Genomic DNA, 20490 nt, shown 5'->3' with positions numbered 1-20490 from the left:
GGGCAAGCGCTATCCCGGACGGTCCGCGCCAGGATGAGCGGGGTCCTGCTACCGGCTGGCGTAGTAGGCCGCTGCCATATCCTGCCTGCCGCGGCCCTGGCCGGCCACCCGGTCCAGCCGGGCTGTGGAGGCAACGGCGCCGTCAAGGGTCAGGCCATGCTCGACGGCGGCATCCACAATGAGGTGGGCATCCTTGCGCGCGGTGTCCACGGCGAAGGAGGCAGGCTCCAGCTGGTCGTTGAGGATGAGGTCCATCTTCAGGCGGAGATAGGGCAGGTCAAGCGGGCCGCCGTCGACCACGTCGAGGAACTGCTGCGGATCGACGCCCAGCGCCTGGGCAAGGGCAACCACTTCGCCGGCGGCGTTGGACGCCGCGATGACCCAGCTGTTGACCACCAGCTTGAGGCGGGCCGCGGAACCCTTGGACGGGTCGTCGCCTGTCCAGATGGTGCGGGCGCCAATGGCATCGAGGACCGGCCCCACGCGTTGGCGCACTGCTTCGGGAGCGGCGGCGAGGACCAGAAGCTGGCCGGCTTCTGCGGGGGCGCGCGTTCCGGAAACGGGCGCCTCCACCAGGTCCAGGCCAAGTTCGCCGGCCAGGGCGGCCAAAGCGGCCGCGTCCTGCACCCCAACCGTTGTGGACTGGACCCACGTTGTGCCCGGCCGGACGCCGGGTGCGGCACTCCGGATGACCTGCTCCACCGCGGCAACGTCGTGGAGCATGGTCAGGACCACGTCGGCTGCCTCGACAGCTTCGGCGGGGGCAGCGGCATGCCGGGCACCGTCCGCGGCCAGCGGTTCCGCTTTGGCCGCGTCCCGGTTCCACACCGAGACCTCATGGCCGGCGCGCAGGAGGTTGCGCGCCATGGCCGCCCCCATGATTCCCGTCCCCAGCACAGCCACCTTGGGTTTCGTATCCATCGAATCCGCCTTCCGGTCCAGGTTTGGTGTTCTCCATACCTACCCAACGTCTCCAGGATTCTGTAAATTACTCATACGGAGGGGAGTATCCCCACTTCACAGTCCATCGTCAGTACGGAGGCCCCTGAGCCTTCCGGTGGGCGGGCCGCATGACGGCCGGGAGAGACCTCCAGTTGGTTGTCACTGACTGGAAGCAGGTGCCCCATGAACGTTCCCCTCTGGATGTGGTTCGCCGTCATCGGATTCATCCTCCTCATGCTTGTCGTCGACCTCGTGGCCCACCGCCACGCCCATGTCATCAGCGTCCGCGAGGCCGCAGCCTGGTCCGGGATCTGGGTGCTGTTCGGCGTTGCATTCGGCGCACTGGTGTGGTTCCTGTACGGCGCGGAGTTCGGCCAGCAGTACTTCGCCGGATACCTCATCGAGAAGTCGCTCGCCGTAGACAACGTCTTTGTCTGGGCAATCATCTTTACGTTCTTCGCCGTTCCCCGCGAGTACCAGCACCGCGTGCTCTTCTTCGGTGTCCTGGGGGCGCTGGTGTTTCGCGGCCTGTTCATCGCCGCGGGCTCGGCGATCATCGCCAGCGCCGGGTGGGTCCTCTACCTGTTCGCGGCATTCCTGCTCTTCACCGGCTACCGGATGCTCAGGCAGCGTGACGAGCACATCGACCCCGGGAAGTCGCAGGCATTGAAGCTGTTCCGCCGGCACGTGCCCATGACGGACGCCTTCCATGGCCAGCGCTTCCTCATCCGGAAGGGCGGTGCACTGCTCGCCACTCCCCTGCTGGCGGTCCTGGTGCTGGTTGAAGTCACGGACATCATCTTCGCCGTCGACTCCATCCCGGCCATCTTCGCCGTCACGGACGAGGTCTTCCTGGTGTTCACGGCCAACGCGTTCGCGATCCTCGGCCTGCGCGCCATGTACTTCCTGCTGGCGGACCTCATCCACCGCTTCGTATACCTGAAGACCGGCCTGGCCCTGGTGCTGATCTGGGTGGGCATCAAGATGGCGCTCAAGATCGACGTCTACTACATTCCGACGCCGGTCTCCCTCGCCGTCATCACCGCCATTTTGGGCATTTCCGTCGGCGCGAGCCTCATCGCCACCCGGCGCACGGGCCGGCAGGAACCGCACATCCCCGCGGACCCGCCCTTCCGGAACGCCACCCCGGAGGAGCTCGACGCCCTGGAGCCGCTGTGGCGCAGCCGGCGGGCACCCTCCCGCGGGAAGGTGCCGCCGGCGGCCGAAGAGTCCGTCAGGTAAAAAATCCGAGCGTCAGCAGTAAAGGACAGCCCGGCCGGCAACAGGCGTTGGCGTCAAGATCCTGTGGCGCCAACGCCAGGCCAGGACCTACCAGGCCTGGTGTTCGCGGGTAAGGCCGAAGGGAACCGCGTCGCTGAGGGCAACGGTGAACTTGTTCGCGCCGTGCCGGGTAACGAGGATGCCGTGGCTCTTGCCGTCCAGGGCGTGGGCCTTGGCGGCAGCGACGGCGGCGTCGAGCTCGCGGTCCATGCTCTGGCGGTCGGACACGGTGAGGGTCAGCGGGAAGTTCATGGGTCTAGCCTTTGTGTGTTGGGGGTAGGGGGTGATATCCAACACCTGCGCTCCCCAAGGCTGCAGGCGAAGTTTGGGAACCTTTGTGCCCAGCTCATAATGCCCGAGGGATGGATCACCAGCAACTTGAAAAATCAAGTAATAAGTCGCCGCAGGTCAAGGCGTGACGGCTCGAGCCTGCCTCAGCAATTACGGGCGCTAAAGCACCGTGAATTAGAGTTGGACAGGAGTGGAAGCTGTTTCCGAACGGCTCCGCTGCCCCTGACCCAGCCCTGCGGCAGAACCAAGCCACCAGCACGACACCACACGTGTGCCACGACCTGACAAGGATCCGCCATTTCCACCGACGCTCTCTTCGGCCATCTCACCAGGATCCGCAACGTCATCCTCCCCACCCCGGTGCGGAGCCGGTTGAACACCGGGGGCGGCCTGCTGGCGGGATTCATCGTGGTGCACCTTGTCTTCCTGGTCTTCGCCGCTTCCCTCTCCCTTCGCGGCGAGGCGTTCAGCGACACCTTCATCTACCGTGACTGGGCCATGGCGGGATTCAACGACGCGAACCTCCGGGGCGGCCCCAGCCCGTGGGTGTACCCCATCCTGGCGCTCATCCCCATGGCCATCGCAGGCCTGGCCGGACCGGGACCGTTTTTCTTCATCTGGGTCCTCATGACCACGCTCCTGAACGCCTGGGCCCTGCTCAAGCTCACCGGGCGGGGCCGCAACACCAGCGCCATCCCCGCCGGCTGGTGGTGGCTGGCCTTCACCTTCCTGATGGGCTGGCTGGGCTTCGCCCGTGTGGACGGCCTCACCGCCCCGCTGGTCCTTGTGGCCCTGGCCTACGGCGTCCAGCGCCCGTTCGTCGCCTCGGTCCTGCTGGCCGTCGGCACCTGGGTGAAGGTCTGGCCGGCGGCCATCATGCTGGCCCTTTTCGCCGTCGTAAAGAACCGCCTGCTGGTGGTGCTGGCGGGAATCGCGACGACGGCGGGCGTGGTGGCGCTGGCAGCAGCCCTGGGCAGCGTCCCCAAGCTCCTGAACTTCCTTACCCAGCAGGGCGACCGCGGCATGCAGCTCGAGGCCACCTTCACCACCCCCTGGCTTTGGCTCTCCGTCCTGAACGTCGGCGGCTCGCGCATGTACATGAACACGGACATCAACTCCATGCAGGTGGACGGCCCGGGCACCGCCGCCATGTCCGTGCTGATGCAGCCCCTCCTGGTGCTGGCGGCACTCCTGGTGGCCGGGCTGACCTTCTGGGCGCTCCACAACGGAAAGCAGCACAAGGTGGCCGGCGGCGTGGACCGCACCGAGCTGCTCCTGGCCGGGGCCCTGACCCTGGCCACCGCGTTCGTGGTTTTCAACAAGGTGGGTTCGCCGCAGTTCATGGTGTGGCTCGGCCCCGCCGTCGCGGTGGGCCTGGCGCACAGCTGGCGTGAATGGCGGGTTCCGGCGGCAATGCTGATCGCCATCGCCGTGGCAACCTACTTCATCTACCCGCTCTTCTACGACGCCCTGAGCCACAACAACCCCTGGATGGCCCTGGTACTGACAATCCGCAACGTCCTGCTGGTGGTCCTGTTCCTGTGGAGCGTCCGGCGCCTCTACACGCTGGGCAAGAAGACCGCAGCCCCCGCCCCCGCGCTCAAGGAGACCTGACATTTCCACGAGGTTCTTTGACCGCCTGGTGACCGTCCGCACCAGACTGCTCCCGGCAAAAGTGGTGGACTGGTTCGCCCGCCCATCCAGCGTCTGGTGGGGCTTCGCCGTCGTCCATCTGTACTTCCTGGGCTGGATGGCATCCTTTTTCCTGAACGGCGATACATTCAGCGACACCGAGCAGTACCGGCAGTGGGCCCTGGACGGCTACAACCCGGCGGACCTGACCGGGAAGATCAGCCCCTGGGTCTACCCGGTGCTGGCGCAGATCCCCATCTTCCTGGCCAACACCGCCGGGCCAGGCCTCTACCTGCTGGTGTGGTTCCTGATCATCACGGCGCTCAACGCCGTCGGCCTGGTCTACCTCACCCGTGGCCCGCGGAAGGTCACGGGCATTGCCCCCGCCTGGTGGTGGTTGTTCTTCACGGTGTTCATGGGCTACCTGAGCTTCGCCAGGGTGGAGGGCATCACAGCGCCGATCGTGCTGATCGCCCTGCTCTATGCCGCTGAACGGCCCGTCGTGGCCGGCGTCCTGCTCAGCATCGCCACCTGGATCAAGGTCTGGCCCGCAGCCGTCCTGGTCCCGATCGTCATCGCCAGCCACAAGCGGATCCAGGTGGTCCTCGCCGGCGCCGCCGTCACCGCGGTGGTGGGCCTGGGCACGTGGCTGACCGGCGGGCTGCCGCACATCATGGACTTCCTCCTGAACCAGGGCGAGCGCGGAATGCAGCTTGAGGCCACCTTCTCCACGCCCTGGGTGTGGCTGAGCGTTTTCCACATCGCCGGTTCACGGATGGCCGACAACACCGCCATCAATTCCACCGAGGTCTACGGCCCCGGTGCCGGCACCGCCGCATTCCTGATGCAGCCGCTGCTGGTCCTTGCGGCCGTCACCGCGGCCATCCTTCTGGTCCGCGCCCTGCGGCGCGGCGCCGAACGCGAGGAACTGTTCCTCGAAGGCGCGCTCATGATGGTTACCGCCTTCATCGTGTTCAACAAGGTGGGCTCGCCGCAGTTCATCATCTGGCTGGCACCGGTGATCATCGCCGGCCTGGCGCATGACTGGGAGCGCTGGAAGGTCCCGGCCGCCCTGATGATGGGCATTGCCATGACAACGTTCGTGATCTACCCGCTGTTCTACACCCCGCTCATCCATGCGCACCCCGTCATGGCAGCCATCCTGACCACCCGCAACGTGCTCCTGGTGGTCCTGCTGTGGTGGTCGGTGAAGCGCACCGCGGAGTTGGGCCGGAAAACGTCAGCCCAGGTGCCGGCCGGAGCCTAGCTGCCCCCGGACGACCGGTCGACGGCGTCACGGGCCTCAGCCTGGCGCGCGGCCCGGCGCTCCGCCACCCACCGCCAGGCCCGCCGGGCAACGTCCAGCGGCTTGCCCTCGATGAGCAGCTTGCGGGTATGGACGTCCAGGACCAGCAGGTAGAAGGTGAAGGCCAGGGCCGTAAAGAAGGCCAGGGACGAGGCGTCGATGGGCAGTTCCACGAAGGACCAGACCGAAAGCTGGTCCTGGGCGCCGAATACCACAAAGAACGTCACGCCCACGTACAGCGAGCGGATCTGCCAGTCGTCCCGGATTCCCGTGACCGCCAGGAACGGCAGGAACCACAGGATGTACCAGGGCTGGATGATGGGCGAGAGCATCACGACGGCGGTGAACGCCAGGGCCATCCGCCGCACCGCCCGCGAGTAGTCGCCGCGGAACATCAGCAGCAGGACCAGTGCGATCGCCGCCCACTTCATGGCGGTCCGCAGCCAGGTGGCCAGCGTTCCGCCGGGCAGTCCCAGGGCGTTGGCCAGCATCTCCACCTGCTGGCCCAGGAAGCCCGACGGCGAGTAGCCCGTGTAGCCGGGGGTGGGGTCCATAATGGCCCACGTCCAGCCGATGCCGAGGTTGTAGGGGATGCCGCTCAGGGCCAGCACGCCGAAGCTGATGCCCGCCGTGGCACCCCACATCAGGAATTTTCGCGGCCAGGAGGCAGCGGGCCCCGCCCACATCACACCGATGAACGGCAGCAGCAGGACGGTGATGGGCTTGATGCCGATGGAGGCGGTGACCAGGAGGACGCCCAGGAGGTAGCGGCGGGTGGCGGCCAGGTAGACACCGGCCACGGCGAGCCCCACCATCAGGGCGTCATTGTGGGCACTGGCGATGAAGCTGATGAGGAACAACGGGTTGGCCACGGAGATCCAGAGCGCGCGGGCACCGTTGATCCCGTGCAGTTCGGCGAGCCTGGGCACGTAGATGACGCAGAGCAGCACGCCGACGCCGGCCAGGAGGCGGAACAGCAGGACGGACGCGTCAGGCTGGGCTCCTGTCAGTCCCACCACCGCGCGCGCCAGCCACAGGAAGTACGGCCCGTACGGGGTCCGGTTTTCCGCCCAGGCGGGGTCGGCCCCCAGGGAGAACCAGTTGTTGAGGGTGGAAATGCCCACCTCATACGGGTTCTGGCCTTCCTGGACCAGGCGGCCCTGCCCCGTATAGGCGTAGACGTCCCTGGAGAAGACCGGAACGCAGAACAAGAGCGGCAGGGACCAGGCGGATATGGCCACCACCACGGACCGCAGGGAGGATTGTCCCCAGTCCCCCAGCCTCTGGCCCAGGCGAAGCCAGGAGCGCATCAGGAGCATGGCACCGGCCGTAAGCAGCACGGTGGATACCGCCACGCCCCAGCCTTCGGTACGGAGTGCGATCACCACCGGTTGCCGGATCATGGGCGACCCGTTGGCGATCCAGCCCGTTCCGATGGAACCGACGAACATCATGAGGGCGCCGACAAAACCTTCGAGGGTTGCCAGGTAGGCACGGCCTTTGGCGGGCACGGAAACCCCGGCCGGTGTGCCCGGCCGGCTCTCCGACATCCTGAGGTGTGACCCGCCTGCCGTCATGTTTGTGTGGTCCCCTGACTTGTTACGGCACTGCTCGCCCCAGCTTCAAATGGCCGCCCTGCAACCCGGCCATTTTATCAGCCGAGCTTACTTCCGCCCGGGGCCGGGCCGGGCGGAAGCGCCACAGTTTGGCAACGGCTGCGGAACTGCGTATCGCGGTTGGCTGCCCCTCCATAAACCCTGGCGGGTAGTGTTGCCTATGCAGCCGAAAGCCACCGGCGCATTCCCTTCCCACCCCATTGTCTTCCATGGCCGGGCTGGACCCGTGCGCACCGTGGCGCGCAGAAACGTTGCACACCCGCTCTCCCAGGAGAGCCATGTCCCCTGGAGCCGCTCCTTGGCCGTCACCGCCCGCCCCCGCCCCGTCCGGCAACCGACCACTGTCCTGACCGCCGTGCGCTCCCCGCGGCAGCTCTCCCGCGAGGTCCTGGCCGGCATAGTCACCACCCTGGCCCTGGTCCCCGAGGTCATATCCTTCTCGATCGTGGCCGGGGTGGATCCCATGGTGAGCCTGGTCGCCTCCATCGTGCTGGCCCTGGCGATGTCGGTCCTTGGCGGCCGGCCCGGCGTCGTTACCGCCGCAGCCGGTTCCGTCGCCCTGGTGATCGCCCCGCTGGTGCACCAGCACGGTGTCCAGTACGTCCTGCCCGCCGTGCTGCTCGCCGGCGTGATCCAGGTGGTCTTTGGCCTGGCCGGCCTTGCCCGGCTGATGCGCTTCATCCCCAGATCGGTGATGATCGGATTCGTCAACGCCCTGGGCGTGCTGATCTTCATGGCGCAGGTGCCCCATGTCCTCAATGTCCCCTGGCCCGCCTACGTCCTGTTCGCCCTGACGTTCGCGATCATTTTCGTCCTTCCGCGCTTCACCAAGGTGGTTCCGTCGCCGCTGGTTGCCATCGTGGCCGTCACGGCAATCGTCATCATCGCCGGCGTGGCCGTTCCAAGCGTCGCGGACGAAGGTCCCCTTACGGGCAAGCTGCCGGGGATCACCCCGTTCCTTTTCCCGCTTGACCTTGCCACCTTCCAGCTGGTCCTGCCCACGGCACTGAGCGTGGCGTTCGTCGGCCTCATGGAAACCCTCCTCACAGCGAAACTCGTCGATGACATCACCGGCACCCCGTCCCATAAGGGACGCGAGTCCTGGGGGCTGGGCGTATCGAACATCCTCGCCGGTTTCTACGGCGGCATTGCCGGCTGCGCCATGATCGGGCAGACCGTCCTCAATGTGAAGACCGGCCAGGCCCGCACCCGCATTTCGACGTTCGTGGCCGGACTGTTCCTGCTGGCCCTGGTGACCGGGCTCAGCTCGATCATGGGGCAGATTCCCATGGTGGCCCTCGCCGCGGTCATGATGGTGGTTGCCGTCACCACGGTGGACTGGCACAGCGTCAAACCGTCCACCCTGAAGCGGATGCCCATACCGGAGACACTGGTCATGGCTGTTACTGTCGCCGTCGTGGTCCTGACGGGGAACCTGGCCTACGGCGTCCTCGTCGGCGTCATCCTGGCCATGGTCCTGTTCGCCCGCCGGGTGGCGCATGTGATCACTGTTGAGAGGACCCTGGCCGGCGACGGGGAGAGTGTCCGCTACCAGGTGGTGGGCCCGCTGTTTTTCGGGAGCAGCAACGACCTGGTGGAACACTTCGCCTACGCGGACGATCCGGGCCTGGTGTCCATCGACCTCAGCCGTGCACAGATCTGGGACGCCTCGACGGTGGCCGCCCTCGACTCCATTGAAACGAAATACGCGGACCACGGGGCCACGGTGAGGATCGAAGGCCTCGATGAGCGCAGCACCGGATTCCACCGCCGGCTCACCGGTCATTTGGGCGCCTGACACGCCGGACGGCATCCAGTCCGGACGGCACAGGCAAGGGCGGAGCCGCAATCCGCACGGCCCCGCCCCTTTGCAGCCCGGCTTAGGAGAAGCGTCCCGGCCGGAAGGTGGCCAGCATGGGGTGCTTCCTGCCGGTCAGGATTTCCCCGGCCAGGAGCTCACCGGCAATGAGTCCCAGCGTGGCGCCGGAGTGCGTGAAGGCAACGAAGCATCCGGGCACCTGGCCCAGTTCGCCCAGGACGGGTTCGCCGTCCCCGGGAATGGGCTTATAGCCCATCTTCCAGGAGGCGGGCTTGAGTTCCGGATTGCCGGCAACAAGCTTCGATGCCTCATCGGCCAGTTCCTGGACCACCTCATCGGGGATGCTGAAGGAGCCGTCCGCGTGCTCGGTAATGTGTTCCTCGTACCAGTCGTGGTCCAGGGCAAACGTCCCGCCCGGGTTGGGCCGCAAGGCTGCGCGCGGGGTGTTCATCACCGCGGCCACGTCGTGCTGCACCTGCTTGGTCACCACCAGCATGGACACGGGAGAGCCGTTGGGGATGTGCACTCCCAAGGGTTGGACGACGGCGGGCGTCGCCGCGCCGCAGGCCACCAGCACGGCGTCGGCCGGGTATGTCCCGCCCGACGCTGTCTCCACGCCGGAGGTGCGGCCGCCTTCCACCATGACGGAGGCTTTTCCCGCGTTCAGGACCAGTTCGCCGCCGCGGGCGTGGAACTCCTCCATGAGGAAGTCGATCAGGTCCGGCAGGCTCACCCAGCCCTCGCCGGGATTGAAGATGGCATTCTCCGGCACGGCGTCCGCATCGATGCCGGGGGTGGTGGCTGCGATACCGCTGGGGGCGAGAAGCCGGGAGTCGTAGCCGATGGACTTTTCGTAGGCGTGCCGGGCCGCGGTGGCCTCGCCCTGCCCCGCGGCGTTCCACATCAGGCCGCCGCCAAACTGCAGCCAGTCGCGGCTGGGGTCCGAGGCGAAGAGGGTGCGGTAGCGGTCCACGCCGGCCACCCGCAGCTGGTGATACGGGGTGGACCGTTCGCCGGCGGAGTTGAGCCAGGACAGCGAGCGGCCGCTGGCTTCGCTGGCGAGGCCGCGCTCGGTCAGCAGGATCACCGACGCTCCTTCGCGGAGCAGGTGGACCGCGGTGGAGACCCCGAGGATGCCGCCGCCGATGACGGCAACGCGCTTGGTGGCTGGAAGAGAGGACATCGTGTCCCTTTCTGTGAAATTCGTGGTTGCGGAAGACGCTGACGACGCGTCAGGGAAAGCAGGGGAAATTGGGTGTGGCGTCAGGTCAGGGCGTGGATGCCCTCGATCACCTTCAGCACCTCAAGCGGTTCGGCGGGATCCACCGGCAGCGGCCCGTTCCCGTGCAGGGCGGCGGCCAGCTGGACGTAGAACTGCGGGTAGGCGCCGCGTTCGGCGGGGACGGCCGCCGTTGCCCCGTCCACGCCCAGGAGCCCCCAACGCTCCTGGGGTTCCACACCATAGGCGGGGTCCGACGGCGGCGTCCCGGCAGCGAGGGCAGGTTCCTGTCCGTCCAGGCCCCACTTGGTGTAGCCGGCGCGGGAACCCAGGACGTGGAACCGCGGCCCGGCCTGGGCGGCCATGCCGTTCATCCAGAGCCGCGTGCGGACGCCGGAGGCGTGCAGCAACGACACGAACGCTTCCGTATCCGCCGCGTCCGGATGCGGACCGCGGTTGGCCGTCTCGCCGTAGCTCCGTTCCACCGGGCCGAATAGGTGGATGGCCTGGTCGATCAGGTGCGCGCCGAGGTCGTGCAGGATGCCGCCGCCCTCGGACAGGGACACGGTGTCCCGCCAGTTTCCGAAGCCTTCGGGCCGCCACCATTCGAACCGCGATTCGAAGCTGGTGACCCCGCCAAGGTCTCCGGACGCCAGCACCTTCTGCAGGGTGAGGAAGTCTGCATCCCACCGGCGGTTCTGGAACACCGTTAGCTGCACCCCGCCGTCGGCCGCCCTGCTGATCAGCTCCCCGCCCAAGTCGGACGTGGGGACGAAAGGCTTGTCCACCACCACATGCAGGCCGTGGGCGATGGCTGTCGCGGCCAGCCCGTAGTGCGTGTGCGGCGGGGTGCCCAGGATGACCAGGTCCAGGTCCGCGGCCAGGGCGAACAGCTCCTCCGGGGTGCCGGCAATCCGTGCCTGCGGATACAGCCGTGCCGCCTCCGCCGCACGTTCCGGCTGGGCAGTGACGATGACGTCCAGCGAGAAGTCCGGGTTGGCCGCCACCAGGGGCGCGTGGAAGACCTTGCCGGAGATTCCAAAACCGACGACGGCGGTCCGGATGGGTGCCGCTGCAACCGCACCCATCAGAGCACCTCGGAAAGGAAGCGCTGGAGGCGTTCGCTGCGGGGATTGTCGAAGAGTTGGGCGGGTGTCCCGGCCTCCACTACTTCGCCTTCATCCATGAAGACCACCTGGTCTGCCACTTTCCGGGCGAAGCCCATTTCGTGGGTGACGACGAGCATGGTCATGCCCCGGCGGCCCAGGCCGGCCATGAGGTTCAGGACGCCCTTGACCAGTTCGGGGTCCAGGGCGCTGGTGGCCTCGTCGAAGAGCATCACTTCGGGTTCCATGGCCAGGGCCCGCGCGATGGCGACGCGTTGCTGCTGGCCGCCGGAGAGGTCACGGGGGCGGTGGTCGGCGCGTTCGGCGAGGCCAACCTCGGCGAGCCGTTGGCGGGCGCGTTCCATGGCCTGGGCCTTGGGCATGCCTTTGACGCTCCAGAGGGCCAGGGCCACGTTTTCCTCGGCGGTGTGGTCCGGGAAGAGGTTGAAATGCTGGAACACCATGCCGATGCGGGTGCGGAGTGTGTCCGGGTTGACGGTCAGGGTGCTGTCGCCAGCGAGCAGGACGTTCCCGCTCTTGGGTTCGTGCAGCCGGTTGACGCCGCGCAGCAGGGTGGATTTTCCGGATCCTGAGGGGCCAATGATGCAGGTGGTGGTGCCCGGCGCCACGGTGAGGCTGACGTTGCGCAGTACCTCGATGTCGCCGTAGGCCATGGTGAGGTTGCGCAGTTCCAGGCTTGAGCCGCGGAACGACTGTTCCTCCGAGGTGGCCGCATTCATGGTGGTGGGGGTGGGGGTGTTCATGTGTTGCTCCCGGCTGTGAGCGGCGAGGCCGCGTCGAGTTCCTTGACTTCCTTCAGGCCGCTGGTGGGTGGTGCGGCGCGGCGGCGGCCGGTGCGGAACTTGTTGTCGAAGTGGTTCACCAGGTGCGTCAGCGGGACGGTAATCACCAGGTAGAGGAGTCCGGCGGCCACCAGGGGTGAAAGGTTCCCGGACAGCACGGCGGCGTCCTGGCCCACGCGGAAGAGTTCGCGTTCGGTGACCAGCAGGCCCAGGAAGTACACCAGGGAGGAGTCCTTGACGATGGCGATGAACTGGTTCACCAGGGCCGGGAGGACCCGGCGGACGCCCTGGGGTACCACCACCAGGGCCATGGATTTGGCGTAGCTCATGCCCAGGGCACGGCAGGCCTCGCCCTGGCCCTTGTCCACGCTGAGGATCCCGGCGCGGAAGATCTCCCCGATGTAGGCGCTGGCGATCAGGCTCAGCGCGATGATGCCCAGCGGGTAGGGTGACGGGCCGAAGATCGACTGGCTCAGGCGGGCAAAGCCCTGGCCGATCAGCAGGATGGTGAGGATGGCGGGCAGGCCACGGAAAAGGTCCGTGTAGATCCTGGCCGGGACCCGCAGCCACTTGGATGGTGAGATGCCCATGACGGCCACCACCATTCCCAGCACCGTGCCAAGGACGGTGGCGGCAATGGAAATGATCAGCGTGTTCAGCAGGCCGACCGCCAGGAGTTGGGGCAGGACCTCGGCCATAGCGCCGAAGTCGAAGAAGGTACGGATGATGGTGTTGAGCCAGTCCATGATTGCTCTCAGACGTAGATGAAGGGGAGGTGCCGGGCAGGCCGCGTACGGCGGCCCGCCCGGCCAGGTGGCCCTAAGGCCTGACAGCCCGGCAAATAATGCTTGGGGCTACTTGCTTGGCGAGGGTGATGCGGTCTGCTCGGCCTTGGGCAGGTACTGCTCGGGCATCGGTGAGCCCGGGAACCACTTCTGGTAGAGCTTCTTCCAGGTGCCGTCCTCCATGGCTGCGGCCAGGCCCTTGTTCAGGGCTTCCTTGAAGGCCGTCTTGCCCTTGGCCACTGCGAACCCGGCCGGGGCGTCGAAGGACGGGATGTCCGCGGCGCTGACCAGGCCGTGCTGCTCCTCGTAAGCCTTGGCGGCCTCGTAATCCAGGAAATGCGCGTCCACCGTTCCGCTGTTCACGGCGGCGATGGCGGTGTTGTTGTCAGGGAAGCGGACCAGGCTGGCCGAGGTGAAGTTCTTCACCGCATAGGCTTCCTGCAGGGTTCCCTGGACCACGCCCAGGCGTTTGCCGGCCAGCCCGTCCGCGCTGGTGATGCCGGAGGTCTTGGTGGTGATGACCGTGAGGTAGCCGGCCAGGTAACCGTCCGAGAAGTCCACGGTTTCCTTGCGCTTGTCGGTGATGCCGATGGCTGCGACGCCGGCGTCGAACTGTCCGTTTGCCACTGCGGCAAGGAGCCCCGAGAAGTCCTGCCCGGTGAAGACCACGTTGTCCACACCGGCCCGGTGGGCCACGTCCTTGAAGAGTTCCACGTCGAAGCCGGTGAAGTTTCCGGAGGCATCGGCGAAGGTGTACGGCTTTGAGTCACCCAGGCTTGCCACCCGGATGGTGCCTGGCTGGATCAGTCCGTAGGGGTTGTTCTCTGTGGTGGAGGCGGCGGAGGTGGAGCTGCAGCCGGAGAGCGCCAGGACCGCGGCCAGGGCTGCCGCGGCAAATCCGGCAGGTCGGAGATTCTTTTTCTTCACAGCGTTGTCCAATCGTTGGTGGGAAGGCGGTGCTGTCAGGGCCGCCGAAGAAAGTCGTCGATGCGCTTGTTGAGTCCGGTCTCACAGCTTAGGATTGAGACCGGACTCACATCGATTGATAGAAATGTAGCCGATGTCACATGGGGCGTCAACAACCCCGTCGAAAGGTGAAGATGAACGGTGATGGAGCACGACGGCGGGACGTAACCGTTGCCGACGTCGCAAAAGCTGCGCAGGTCTCCAAGGCACAGGCCGCCCGCGCACTGGGCAATTACGGCGCGGTCAGCGACGACGTCCGCGAGCGCGTCCTCGCCGCTGCCGAGGCGCTTTCCTACCGTCCCAACGAGCTGGCCCGCAGCATGAACACCGGAAAATCGCACACCATCGGCGTGGTGGTGGGTGACATCGAAAACCCGCATTTCGGCCTTGCTACCCGGGGCATCACGGACACTGCCAAGAAGGCCGGGTACAACGTCATCCTGGTCAACACCGACGAGGACCGGGCGGCGGAAGTGGACGCGGTGCGGGTGTTGCTGGACAAGCGGGTGGACGGCCTCATCGTCGCCCCGGCATCATCAGTGGACACCGAACACCTGCAGGAGGTGCACCGGTCCGGACGCCCCCTGGTGTTCATCGACCGCACCGCCGGCGACCTCAAGGTGGAGACCATGGCCGTGGACATGGTGCGGATTTCCAGGAAGCTACGCAGTATTTGCTCGAGGCAGGGCACCGGCGTATCGCCTTCATCTCCACACTGCGGACGGACACCCCCTACACGCCGGGCATGACCCTGGAGTCCTCCCAGATTGCGGACCGCATCGAGGGGATGCGGGACGCTTTCCTTGCGGCGGGGCTGCCCTTCCCGGAAGACCTGGTCAGGTTGAATGCCGGCGATGCCGACTCGATCCGCAGCATCACCCGCGAAGTGCTCCGGGGCCCGGACCAGGCCACGGCAGTGGTCGCTTCGGACGGCCTGATTGCCCTCAGCGTGGTGGAAGCGATCCAGGAATTGGGCCTGTCCATTCCGGCCGATGTGTCGTTCCTGATGTACGACGACTTCGCATGGACCAGGCTCACCACGCCGCCCCTGACGGTCATCGCCCAGCCGGTCTACAACATGGGCGTGGCGGCAGCCAAGGCACTGATCCGCCAGATGGAGGGGCTGCCGCCCGCCGCTCCGGCGCAGTTCACGGCCACCCTGGTGCGCCGCGGTTCAGTGGGCCCGCGCCGGACGGGCGACGATCCACAGCGGGAAAAGCTGGCGGCCTCGCTCAACTGATACGCGGGAACCTACTGCGAGGCGTCGAAACCGGCCAGCAGGCGCCGGGACGCGGTCTGCATATGCGATCGCATGGTGGCCGTGACGGCCTCCGCATCGCGCCGCCAGAGCCTCATAGATCTTCGTGTGTTCCTTCAGCGCAGCCAGGTTGCCGCGCATGCGGCCAAGCGCCTCTTCCGTTATGCGCTCCGCGGCCAGCTGGGCAGCCTGGACTTCCAGTCCGCTGCGCAGCTCAACGAGTTCACGCGTCCGCGGCGCACCGAGCATCAGTCCCCAACTGAGGGTCCGGGGCAGGAGTTCGGAGACGCCGTCCCGAAGATAGGTGCCGGAGCCGGGACGGACCACCACGATGCCCAGGATTTCCAAGGCGCCCCAGGGAGCCCAGGGCGGCACTGATCTTGGCCGTCGAGGCGGCAGATTCTACGGACACCTCCCAAGCGTAACAACCTGAAGTCCGGCGCCTCCCGTGACTCTGCCGAGGCCGTCATCCGCACCATCTACGCTCCCGTCATCGACGTGCACTGGGTCACCGTCAAGCAGCTCGCCATCCTGGAGCCAACCCTGGTACGGCAAGGACACCATCATCAAGGACGACTGGAAGAAGATCTTCGACGACTCCGAACTCGACGGCGTTATCGCCAAGATGCTCAAGCTCGAGGCGGTCAAGCGCTAGGCACACCCGCAGCGGCGGCCTCCGTCCGGTTATTAGGCCGGGCGGACGCCGCCGTTTTTTCGTTGTCCGACGCGTCAGCGGACGCCGGCGCCTTCGAGGTTGAAGTAGGACCGGGCGTCCGGCGGCCGGATATCGGCCACCACGTCGCTGAAGATCCGCATGGGATGCGGCGTGAAAGGATGCTCCGCGATCGCGTCATAGTCGAGGTCGATGCCCAGCCCAGCGCCTTCGGGGATCATGACATCGCCGTCTGCCGTCAGCTGAAGGCGCTCACTGGAGATGTCGCTGCGCCACGGCACGTCCGTGGCCATGATCTCCAGGTACCGGAAATTCGGCAGTGTGGCACCGAGCTGCAGGGTTGCCGCAGTGCTGAGCGGTCCACTGGGGTTGTGCGGTGCGAACGGCACATAATGGGCTGCCGCCAGAGTGGAAATGAACGACAGTTCCAGCAGCCCGCCGGCGTGCGTGACGTCCGGCTGGATGTAATCCACGGCGTTGCGGGCCAGGGCGGGAATGAAGGTGTTCCGGCCCATCCACCTCTCCCCCGCGGCAATGGGAACAGGGGACTTGCTGCGCACCTCCACGAGGGCGTCGATCCCGTCCGGCGGGCACGGTTCCTCGAAAAACACCGGCTGGAACCGTTCAAGTTCGCGGGCCACCCGGATGGCTGTGGGGACATCAAAGCGGCCATGGCCTTCTATGAACAGTTCAACGTCGTCGCCCACTGCCGCCCGCACTGCCTCAACAGGTTCAAGCATGCGCCCCAGGTCCCGCGGTTCCAGGAAAAGGTCCGCGGCCTCGAAAGGGTCCCACTTTAGGCCGCGGAAGCCTTGGCCGACCGTCCGTACAGCGGCCTCGGCGAAATCCTCCGGAGTGATGGCCCCGGAAAACCAGCCGTTGGCGTAGGCGCGGACCCGGTCGCGGACCTGTCCCCCCAGCATCCGGTGGACCGGGACGCCCAATGCCCGCGCCGAAACATCCCACATCGCCATCTCAAGGGCGCTCAGGGCTGTCATGGATACCGGACCGCCGCGCCAGTAGGCGTCGCGGTTGAGCTCATAAATGGTCTGGGTAATCCGCGTGGGGTCCTTGCCCCTGACGGCTTCGGCAAGGACAGCCACCGCCCCGAGGACAGCATGTTCCTGCCCTTCGAGGGTCGCCTCGGCGATGCCGGTGAGCCCCTCGTCAGTTGTAAGCCGGACGAAGATGAGGTTCGTCCGGTAGAAGTCCACGACCACGGTGTCGAGATGGGTGATTTTCATGGTTGTCTTTCAGTCCGCGGGAGGGGCGGTGGATTCCCGCACGATTACCTGGGTTGCCAGTTCCACTCGGTGGGAATCGAGGACTTCGCCTTGCACCTGCCGCAGCAGCGACCTTAGGGCCGCACGCCCCATCTCCTCCAGGGGCTGGGCCACGGAACTCAACGATGGAACGGACTGCTCACCCTGGTTGGTGCCGTCGAACCCGATGAGGCTGATGTCCTCGGGAACCCTGATTCCGTGGCGCCGCGCTTCGCTGAGGACGCCCAGGGCAATGGTGTCGCTTCCGGCGAAGATCGCCGTGGGGCGCGGGTCAAGCTTCAGCAGCTCTTTGAATCCATTGACCCCACTCTCCGTCCGGAACCGGCCGCCGGAAACAACGTACTGGGGGTCCACCTTGATCCCTTGTGCCATCAGGGCTGCCATGTATCCGTGCAGCCGCGCCTGGTTGCATTCAGCGCCCTCTATGCCGCCGATGTAGGCAATGCGGCGGTGTCCCAGTCCCAGCAGGTGCTCGGTGGCAGCTTTGCCGCCGGCCCAGTTGGTGGCCCCAACGCTGACGACGTCGGCGGAGGGCGGGTTAAGCGGGTCGATGACGACGACGGGGATGTGGCGGCGCCTGAACGCGTGCAGTTGCGCCTCGCTGAAGGCCGAGGTCACCACGATCATCCCGGCCCTGCCCTCTTCGAGCATCCGCTGCGCCCGGCGCTCGGGGGTGTGGCGGGCGGGGGTGGACTGGCCGGTCACGCTGACCAGGATTTCGACGTCGGCGGCGGCAGCGAACTGCAGGATGCCGTTGAGGACCTGGATGGTGTATGCGGAGTCGAGCACGTCGATCACTACTTCCACCACGGTCCCGCTTTCGGCGGCCGCCCGGCGCTGGACAGGCGACTGGTAGCCCGCCTGCTCCAGTGCGGCAAGGATCCGGGCCCTGGTTTCGGGGGCCACATCCTCACGCCCGTTCACCACTTTGGACACCGTAGGCGCCGAAACCCCTGCCTGCCTGGCCACGGTAGCGAGCGTGGGTTTGGTCCGCTCCTGCAATTTGCTCGTCATCGGTTCGCAATCTTTCGAAAGTGGGGAAACGCTTTCATTGTGCAGAGTGGGGCCTTCTCCGGTCAAGAGCACCGGGACCTAGAGTGCAGACAGAAAAGATCCTCTACGATCCCTTGACGCGGCTGATAATTAGGGCTTTAGTTTACAGCGTGACTTATATCACCGTTCGAAATGTTTCGAACGAACGGCGGAGCTGACGCCCCGTACCCCGACGCAAATTCACAATGGAGAAGCAATGAAGCAACCCCAGTCCTCCCGGCGGTCTTTCCTCGCCCTCGCTGCCCTCACTCCCTTTGCCGTTGCCGCAACCACAGCCTGCGGGACGTCCGGCCCCGGCGCCTCCAGCGGCGGCGGGGGCGCCAGCATGTGGTATCTGTCCGGCGAGCCGAACCAGACCACCATGCAGAAAGCCGTGGATGCTTTAACTCGGCAAACTCCGCCGACAAGATCACTGTTACGTATTTCCAGAACGACGCGTACAAGACCAAGATCAAGACCGCCATCGGCGCCAACCAGGCACCCACGATCATCTACGGCTGGGGCGGCGGTGGCCTGAAGACGTACGCCGAGGCCAACCAGGTTGAGGACCTCACCGGCTGGTTCGACCAGAATCCGGACCTGAAGAAGAAGTTCTTCCCGTCCGTGTTCGGTGCAGCCACCGTCAACGGCAAGATCTACGCCCTGCCCAACCAGTACGTCGCCCCGATCGTGCTGTTCTACAACAAGGAACTGTTCCAGAAGGCAGGCGTCCAGCCGCCCAAGACCTGGGACGACATCATGTCCTTGGTCAAGACCTTCAACGGCATGGGCATAGCCCCGTTCTCCCTGGGCGGCCAGTCGCGCTGGACCTCCATGATGTGGCTTGAATACCTCCTGGACCGCATCGGCGGGCCGGACGTCTTCAAGGCGATCTTCGAGGGCAAGCCCAATTCCTGGATGGACCCGGCCGTGATCGAGACCGGCACCAAGATCCAGGAGCTGGTCTCTGCTGACGGCTTCATCAAGGGCTTCTCCTCCATCACTGCCGACTCGCAGGCAGACCAGGCCCTCCTGTTCTCCGGCAAGGCAGCCATGATGCTGCACGGTTCCTGGACCTATGGCGCCATGAAGAAGGCCGGCCAGAACTTTGTGCAGGACGGAAAACTGGGCTTCGTCCCGTTCCCCACGGTTGCCGGCGGCAAGGGCGACCCGAAGAACGGCGTCGGAAACCCCGCGGCGTACATGTCAATCTCTTCCAAGGCCAGCGACAAGGAAAAGGAATCCGCCAAGAAGTTCTTCAAGGACGGGATCCTGACCGATACCGTGGTCGACGCCTACATCAACTCCGGCTCCGTGCCGATTGTTAACGGCATCGAAGACAAGCTGAACACCTCCCCGGACAAGGAGTTCCTGAACTTCGTCTACGACATGGCCAAGAACGCACCCAGCTTCCAGCAGTCCTGGGACCAGGCGCTGAGCCCCACCGCAGCTGAGGCCCTGCTGAACAACATCGACCAGCTGTTCCTGAAGTCGATCACGCCGCAGCAGTTCGCCGAGAACATGAACGGCACCCTAGGGAAATGAGCAACGCCGTCTCCACTGCCCCGCGGGCCGCCACGAGGGCGAAAGATTCCAAGCAGACCGAACAGCGCAGGGCCGCCCTGGCGTGGTTGACCCTGCCGGCACTGTTCTTCTTCCTGGTGTTCGCAGTCATCCCGCTGGCCGGGGTGCTCATCCTCAGCTTCAGCAGCTGGGACGGAATCGGTGCCATCGGGGCAGCTGGACTGGACAACTGGTTCTCTGTGCTGGCGGATCCGGGACTGTACAACGCCCTGGGCCTGACCTTCCTGATCATGATCGTTTCGTGGCTGGTCCAGACTCCCATCAGCCTGCTCCTGGGGGTCTTCACGGCGGGAAGCCAGCGCTACCGGGCTGCCCTTGCCGTCCTGTACTTCCTACCCCTCCTGCTGTCCTCAGCCGCCGTCGCCATCGCCTTCAAGGCCCTTTTGGACCCGAATTTCGGCCTGGCAACCGGCCTGGGGCTGCCCTTCCTGGCACAGGACTGGCTGGGGGTACCCCAACTGGCCGTAGGCCTGGTCATCTTCGTCATCGCCTGGCAGTTCGTCCCGTTCCACACCCTCATCTACCAGGGCGGGGTGCGGCAGATCCCGAAGTCCCTTTACGAGGCAGCGCAGATCGACGGTGCCGGAACCATCAAGCAGTTCTTCCACATCACCCTGCCCCAGCTGAAATACACCATCATCACGTCCTCCACGCTGATGGTGGTGGGTTCGCTGACCTACTTCGACCTGATCTTCGTCCTCACGGGCGGCGGACCGGGAAACTCCACGCGGATCCTGGCCCTGGACATGTACCTGCGGGGCTTCCGGGCCAACCTCATGGGCCCGGCCAGCGTCATCGCCGTCATTCTCGTCATCATCGGCCTTGCACTGGCCTTGTTCCTCCAGCGTCTTGGCGGCAAGGACAAACAAGGCAGCCAATTGGAAGGTTTGTAGG

The 20490-nt window shown here is 65.9% G+C and carries 17 protein-coding genes and 2 pseudogenes; 9 read left to right on the top strand and 10 right to left on the bottom strand.

Translation table 11 applies throughout. From position 1 onward, the window contains the following. Positions 1–48 precede the first annotated feature (48 nt). The gene (locus OUO20_RS17745; protein ID WP_268002261.1) at positions 49–921 is read right to left on the bottom strand and encodes an NAD(P)-dependent oxidoreductase; all 873 of its coding nucleotides are present in this window, start codon (positions 919–921) and stop codon (positions 49–51) included. A gap of 204 nt (positions 922–1125) precedes the next feature. Between OUO20_RS17745 and OUO20_RS17740 the strand changes: the two genes are divergently transcribed. After that, on the top strand, positions 1126–2184 hold the full coding sequence (locus OUO20_RS17740; RefSeq protein WP_268002260.1) for a TerC family protein: 1059 nt from the start codon (positions 1126–1128) through the stop codon (positions 2182–2184). Positions 2185–2271: 87 nt separating this feature from the next. On the opposite strand, the gene OUO20_RS17735 is transcribed toward OUO20_RS17740, so the two are convergent. Beyond that, the gene (locus tag OUO20_RS17735) at positions 2272–2475 is read right to left on the bottom strand and encodes a hypothetical protein (protein WP_018770374.1); all 204 of its coding nucleotides are present in this window, start codon (positions 2473–2475) and stop codon (positions 2272–2274) included. Between the two features lie 384 nt (positions 2476–2859). On the opposite strand from OUO20_RS17735, the gene OUO20_RS17730 reads away from it, so the two are divergent. Both OUO20_RS17730 and OUO20_RS17725 read left to right on the top strand, forming a co-directional pair. Then, on the top strand, positions 2860–4128 hold the full coding sequence (locus OUO20_RS17730) for a glycosyltransferase family 87 protein (protein WP_442781146.1): 1269 nt from the start codon (positions 2860–2862) through the stop codon (positions 4126–4128). A 28-nt stretch (positions 4129–4156) separates the two neighbouring features. Then, entirely contained in the window at positions 4157–5413 is a 1257-nt protein-coding gene (locus OUO20_RS17725) for a glycosyltransferase 87 family protein (RefSeq protein ID WP_018770376.1), read from the top strand. Here OUO20_RS17725 and mptB read toward each other — a convergent pair. Beyond that, positions 5410–7029 (bottom strand): polyprenol phosphomannose-dependent alpha 1,6 mannosyltransferase MptB, encoded by a 1620-nt coding sequence (gene mptB / locus OUO20_RS17720; protein ID WP_043425113.1) that lies wholly within the window; start codon positions 7027–7029, stop codon positions 5410–5412. The two genes, OUO20_RS17725 and mptB, sit on opposite strands and share 4 nt — an antisense overlap. 337 nt (positions 7030–7366) lie before the next feature. On the opposite strand from mptB, the gene OUO20_RS17715 reads away from it, so the two are divergent. Next, positions 7367–8866 carry a SulP family inorganic anion transporter gene (locus OUO20_RS17715; RefSeq protein WP_026265943.1) on the top strand — a complete coding sequence of 500 codons (1500 nt, stop codon included), beginning with the start codon at positions 7367–7369 and terminating at the stop codon, positions 8864–8866. Positions 8867–8948: 82 nt separating this feature from the next. On the opposite strand, the gene OUO20_RS17710 is transcribed toward OUO20_RS17715, so the two are convergent. From OUO20_RS17710 to OUO20_RS17690, 5 genes are all read right to left on the bottom strand, one after another. Further along, positions 8949–10070, bottom strand: coding sequence for an NAD(P)/FAD-dependent oxidoreductase (locus OUO20_RS17710; protein ID WP_018770379.1), 1122 nt, complete (start codon positions 10068–10070; stop codon positions 8949–8951). An 80-nt stretch (positions 10071–10150) separates the two neighbouring features. Next, complete coding sequence (locus OUO20_RS17705) at positions 10151–11194, bottom strand: Gfo/Idh/MocA family protein (RefSeq protein WP_018770380.1); 1044 nt, start codon at positions 11192–11194, stop codon at positions 10151–10153. Further along, positions 11194–11976 carry an amino acid ABC transporter ATP-binding protein gene (locus OUO20_RS17700; RefSeq protein ID WP_018770381.1) on the bottom strand — a complete coding sequence of 261 codons (783 nt, stop codon included), beginning with the start codon at positions 11974–11976 and terminating at the stop codon, positions 11194–11196. The genes OUO20_RS17705 and OUO20_RS17700 overlap by 1 nt, the downstream gene beginning before the upstream one ends. Then, positions 11973–12761: an amino acid ABC transporter permease gene (locus tag OUO20_RS17695; RefSeq protein WP_018770382.1), complete on the bottom strand. Its 789-nt coding sequence runs from the start codon at positions 12759–12761 to the stop codon at positions 11973–11975. The genes OUO20_RS17700 and OUO20_RS17695 overlap by 4 nt, the downstream gene beginning before the upstream one ends. A gap of 108 nt (positions 12762–12869) precedes the next feature. Next, on the bottom strand, positions 12870–13727 hold the full coding sequence (locus tag OUO20_RS17690; RefSeq protein ID WP_018770383.1) for an ABC transporter substrate-binding protein: 858 nt from the start codon (positions 13725–13727) through the stop codon (positions 12870–12872). Positions 13728–13900: 173 nt separating this feature from the next. Between OUO20_RS17690 and OUO20_RS17685 the strand changes: the two are divergent. The 3 genes and pseudogenes from OUO20_RS17685 to OUO20_RS17675 form a co-directional block, all read left to right on the top strand. After that, positions 13901–15006: pseudogene (locus OUO20_RS17685) on the top strand (LacI family DNA-binding transcriptional regulator). 81 nt (positions 15007–15087) lie between these two features. Further along, positions 15088–15402 (top strand): hypothetical protein, encoded by a 315-nt coding sequence (locus OUO20_RS17680; RefSeq protein WP_268002258.1) that lies wholly within the window; start codon positions 15088–15090, stop codon positions 15400–15402. A gap of 63 nt (positions 15403–15465) precedes the next feature. After that, positions 15466–15679 (top strand): annotated as a pseudogene (locus OUO20_RS17675) (phosphogluconate dehydrogenase C-terminal domain-containing protein); the annotation flags it as partial. A gap of 74 nt (positions 15680–15753) precedes the next feature. Here OUO20_RS17675 and OUO20_RS17670 read toward each other — a convergent pair. Beyond that, positions 15754–16941: a mandelate racemase/muconate lactonizing enzyme family protein gene (locus tag OUO20_RS17670; RefSeq protein ID WP_268002257.1), complete on the bottom strand. Its 1188-nt coding sequence runs from the start codon at positions 16939–16941 to the stop codon at positions 15754–15756. 9 nt (positions 16942–16950) lie between these two features. Next, positions 16951–17994, bottom strand: coding sequence for a LacI family DNA-binding transcriptional regulator (locus tag OUO20_RS17665; RefSeq protein WP_018770388.1), 1044 nt, complete (start codon positions 17992–17994; stop codon positions 16951–16953). 366 nt (positions 17995–18360) lie between these two features. Here OUO20_RS17665 and OUO20_RS17660 point away from each other — a divergent pair, with 366 nt between their 5' ends. Both OUO20_RS17660 and OUO20_RS17655 read left to right on the top strand, forming a co-directional pair. Continuing rightward, complete coding sequence (locus OUO20_RS17660) at positions 18361–19557, top strand: extracellular solute-binding protein (RefSeq protein WP_268002256.1); 1197 nt, start codon at positions 18361–18363, stop codon at positions 19555–19557. Continuing rightward, positions 19554–20489, top strand: coding sequence for a carbohydrate ABC transporter permease (locus tag OUO20_RS17655; protein WP_018770390.1), 936 nt, complete (start codon positions 19554–19556; stop codon positions 20487–20489). The genes OUO20_RS17660 and OUO20_RS17655 overlap by 4 nt, the downstream gene beginning before the upstream one ends. The last annotated feature ends 1 nt before the right edge of the window (position 20490 follow it).

Origin of the sequence: Arthrobacter sp. FX8 (genome assembly GCF_026723805.1) — a bacterium.
In the GTDB taxonomy this organism is placed as follows: Bacteria; Actinomycetota; Actinomycetes; order Actinomycetales; family Micrococcaceae; genus Arthrobacter.
The sequence above is the reverse complement of the archived record's forward strand: the minus strand, read 5'-3'. Positions and strand labels throughout refer to the sequence as shown.

Excerpts from the sequence above, each read along its gene's own strand:
- OUO20_RS17745 (WP_268002261.1), bottom strand. The coding sequence starts at position 921 with ATGGATACGAAACCCAAGGTGGCTGTGCTGGGGACGGGAATCATGGGG.
- OUO20_RS17740 (WP_268002260.1), top strand. The coding sequence starts at position 1,126 with ATGAACGTTCCCCTCTGGATGTGGTTCGCCGTCATCGGATTCATCCTC.
- OUO20_RS17735 (WP_018770374.1), bottom strand. The coding sequence starts at position 2,475 with ATGAACTTCCCGCTGACCCTCACCGTGTCCGACCGCCAGAGCATGGAC.
- mptB (WP_043425113.1), bottom strand. The coding sequence starts at position 7,029 with ATGACGGCAGGCGGGTCACACCTCAGGATGTCGGAGAGCCGGCCGGGC.
- OUO20_RS17710 (WP_018770379.1), bottom strand. The coding sequence starts at position 10,070 with ATGTCCTCTCTTCCAGCCACCAAGCGCGTTGCCGTCATCGGCGGCGGC.
- OUO20_RS17705 (WP_018770380.1), bottom strand. The coding sequence starts at position 11,194 with ATGGGTGCGGTTGCAGCGGCACCCATCCGGACCGCCGTCGTCGGTTTT.
- OUO20_RS17700 (WP_018770381.1), bottom strand. The coding sequence starts at position 11,976 with ATGAACACCCCCACCCCCACCACCATGAATGCGGCCACCTCGGAGGAA.
- OUO20_RS17695 (WP_018770382.1), bottom strand. The coding sequence starts at position 12,761 with ATGGACTGGCTCAACACCATCATCCGTACCTTCTTCGACTTCGGCGCT.
- OUO20_RS17670 (WP_268002257.1), bottom strand. The coding sequence starts at position 16,941 with ATGAAAATCACCCATCTCGACACCGTGGTCGTGGACTTCTACCGGACG.
- OUO20_RS17665 (WP_018770388.1), bottom strand. The coding sequence starts at position 17,994 with ATGACGAGCAAATTGCAGGAGCGGACCAAACCCACGCTCGCTACCGTG.
- OUO20_RS17655 (WP_018770390.1), top strand. The coding sequence starts at position 19,554 with ATGAGCAACGCCGTCTCCACTGCCCCGCGGGCCGCCACGAGGGCGAAA.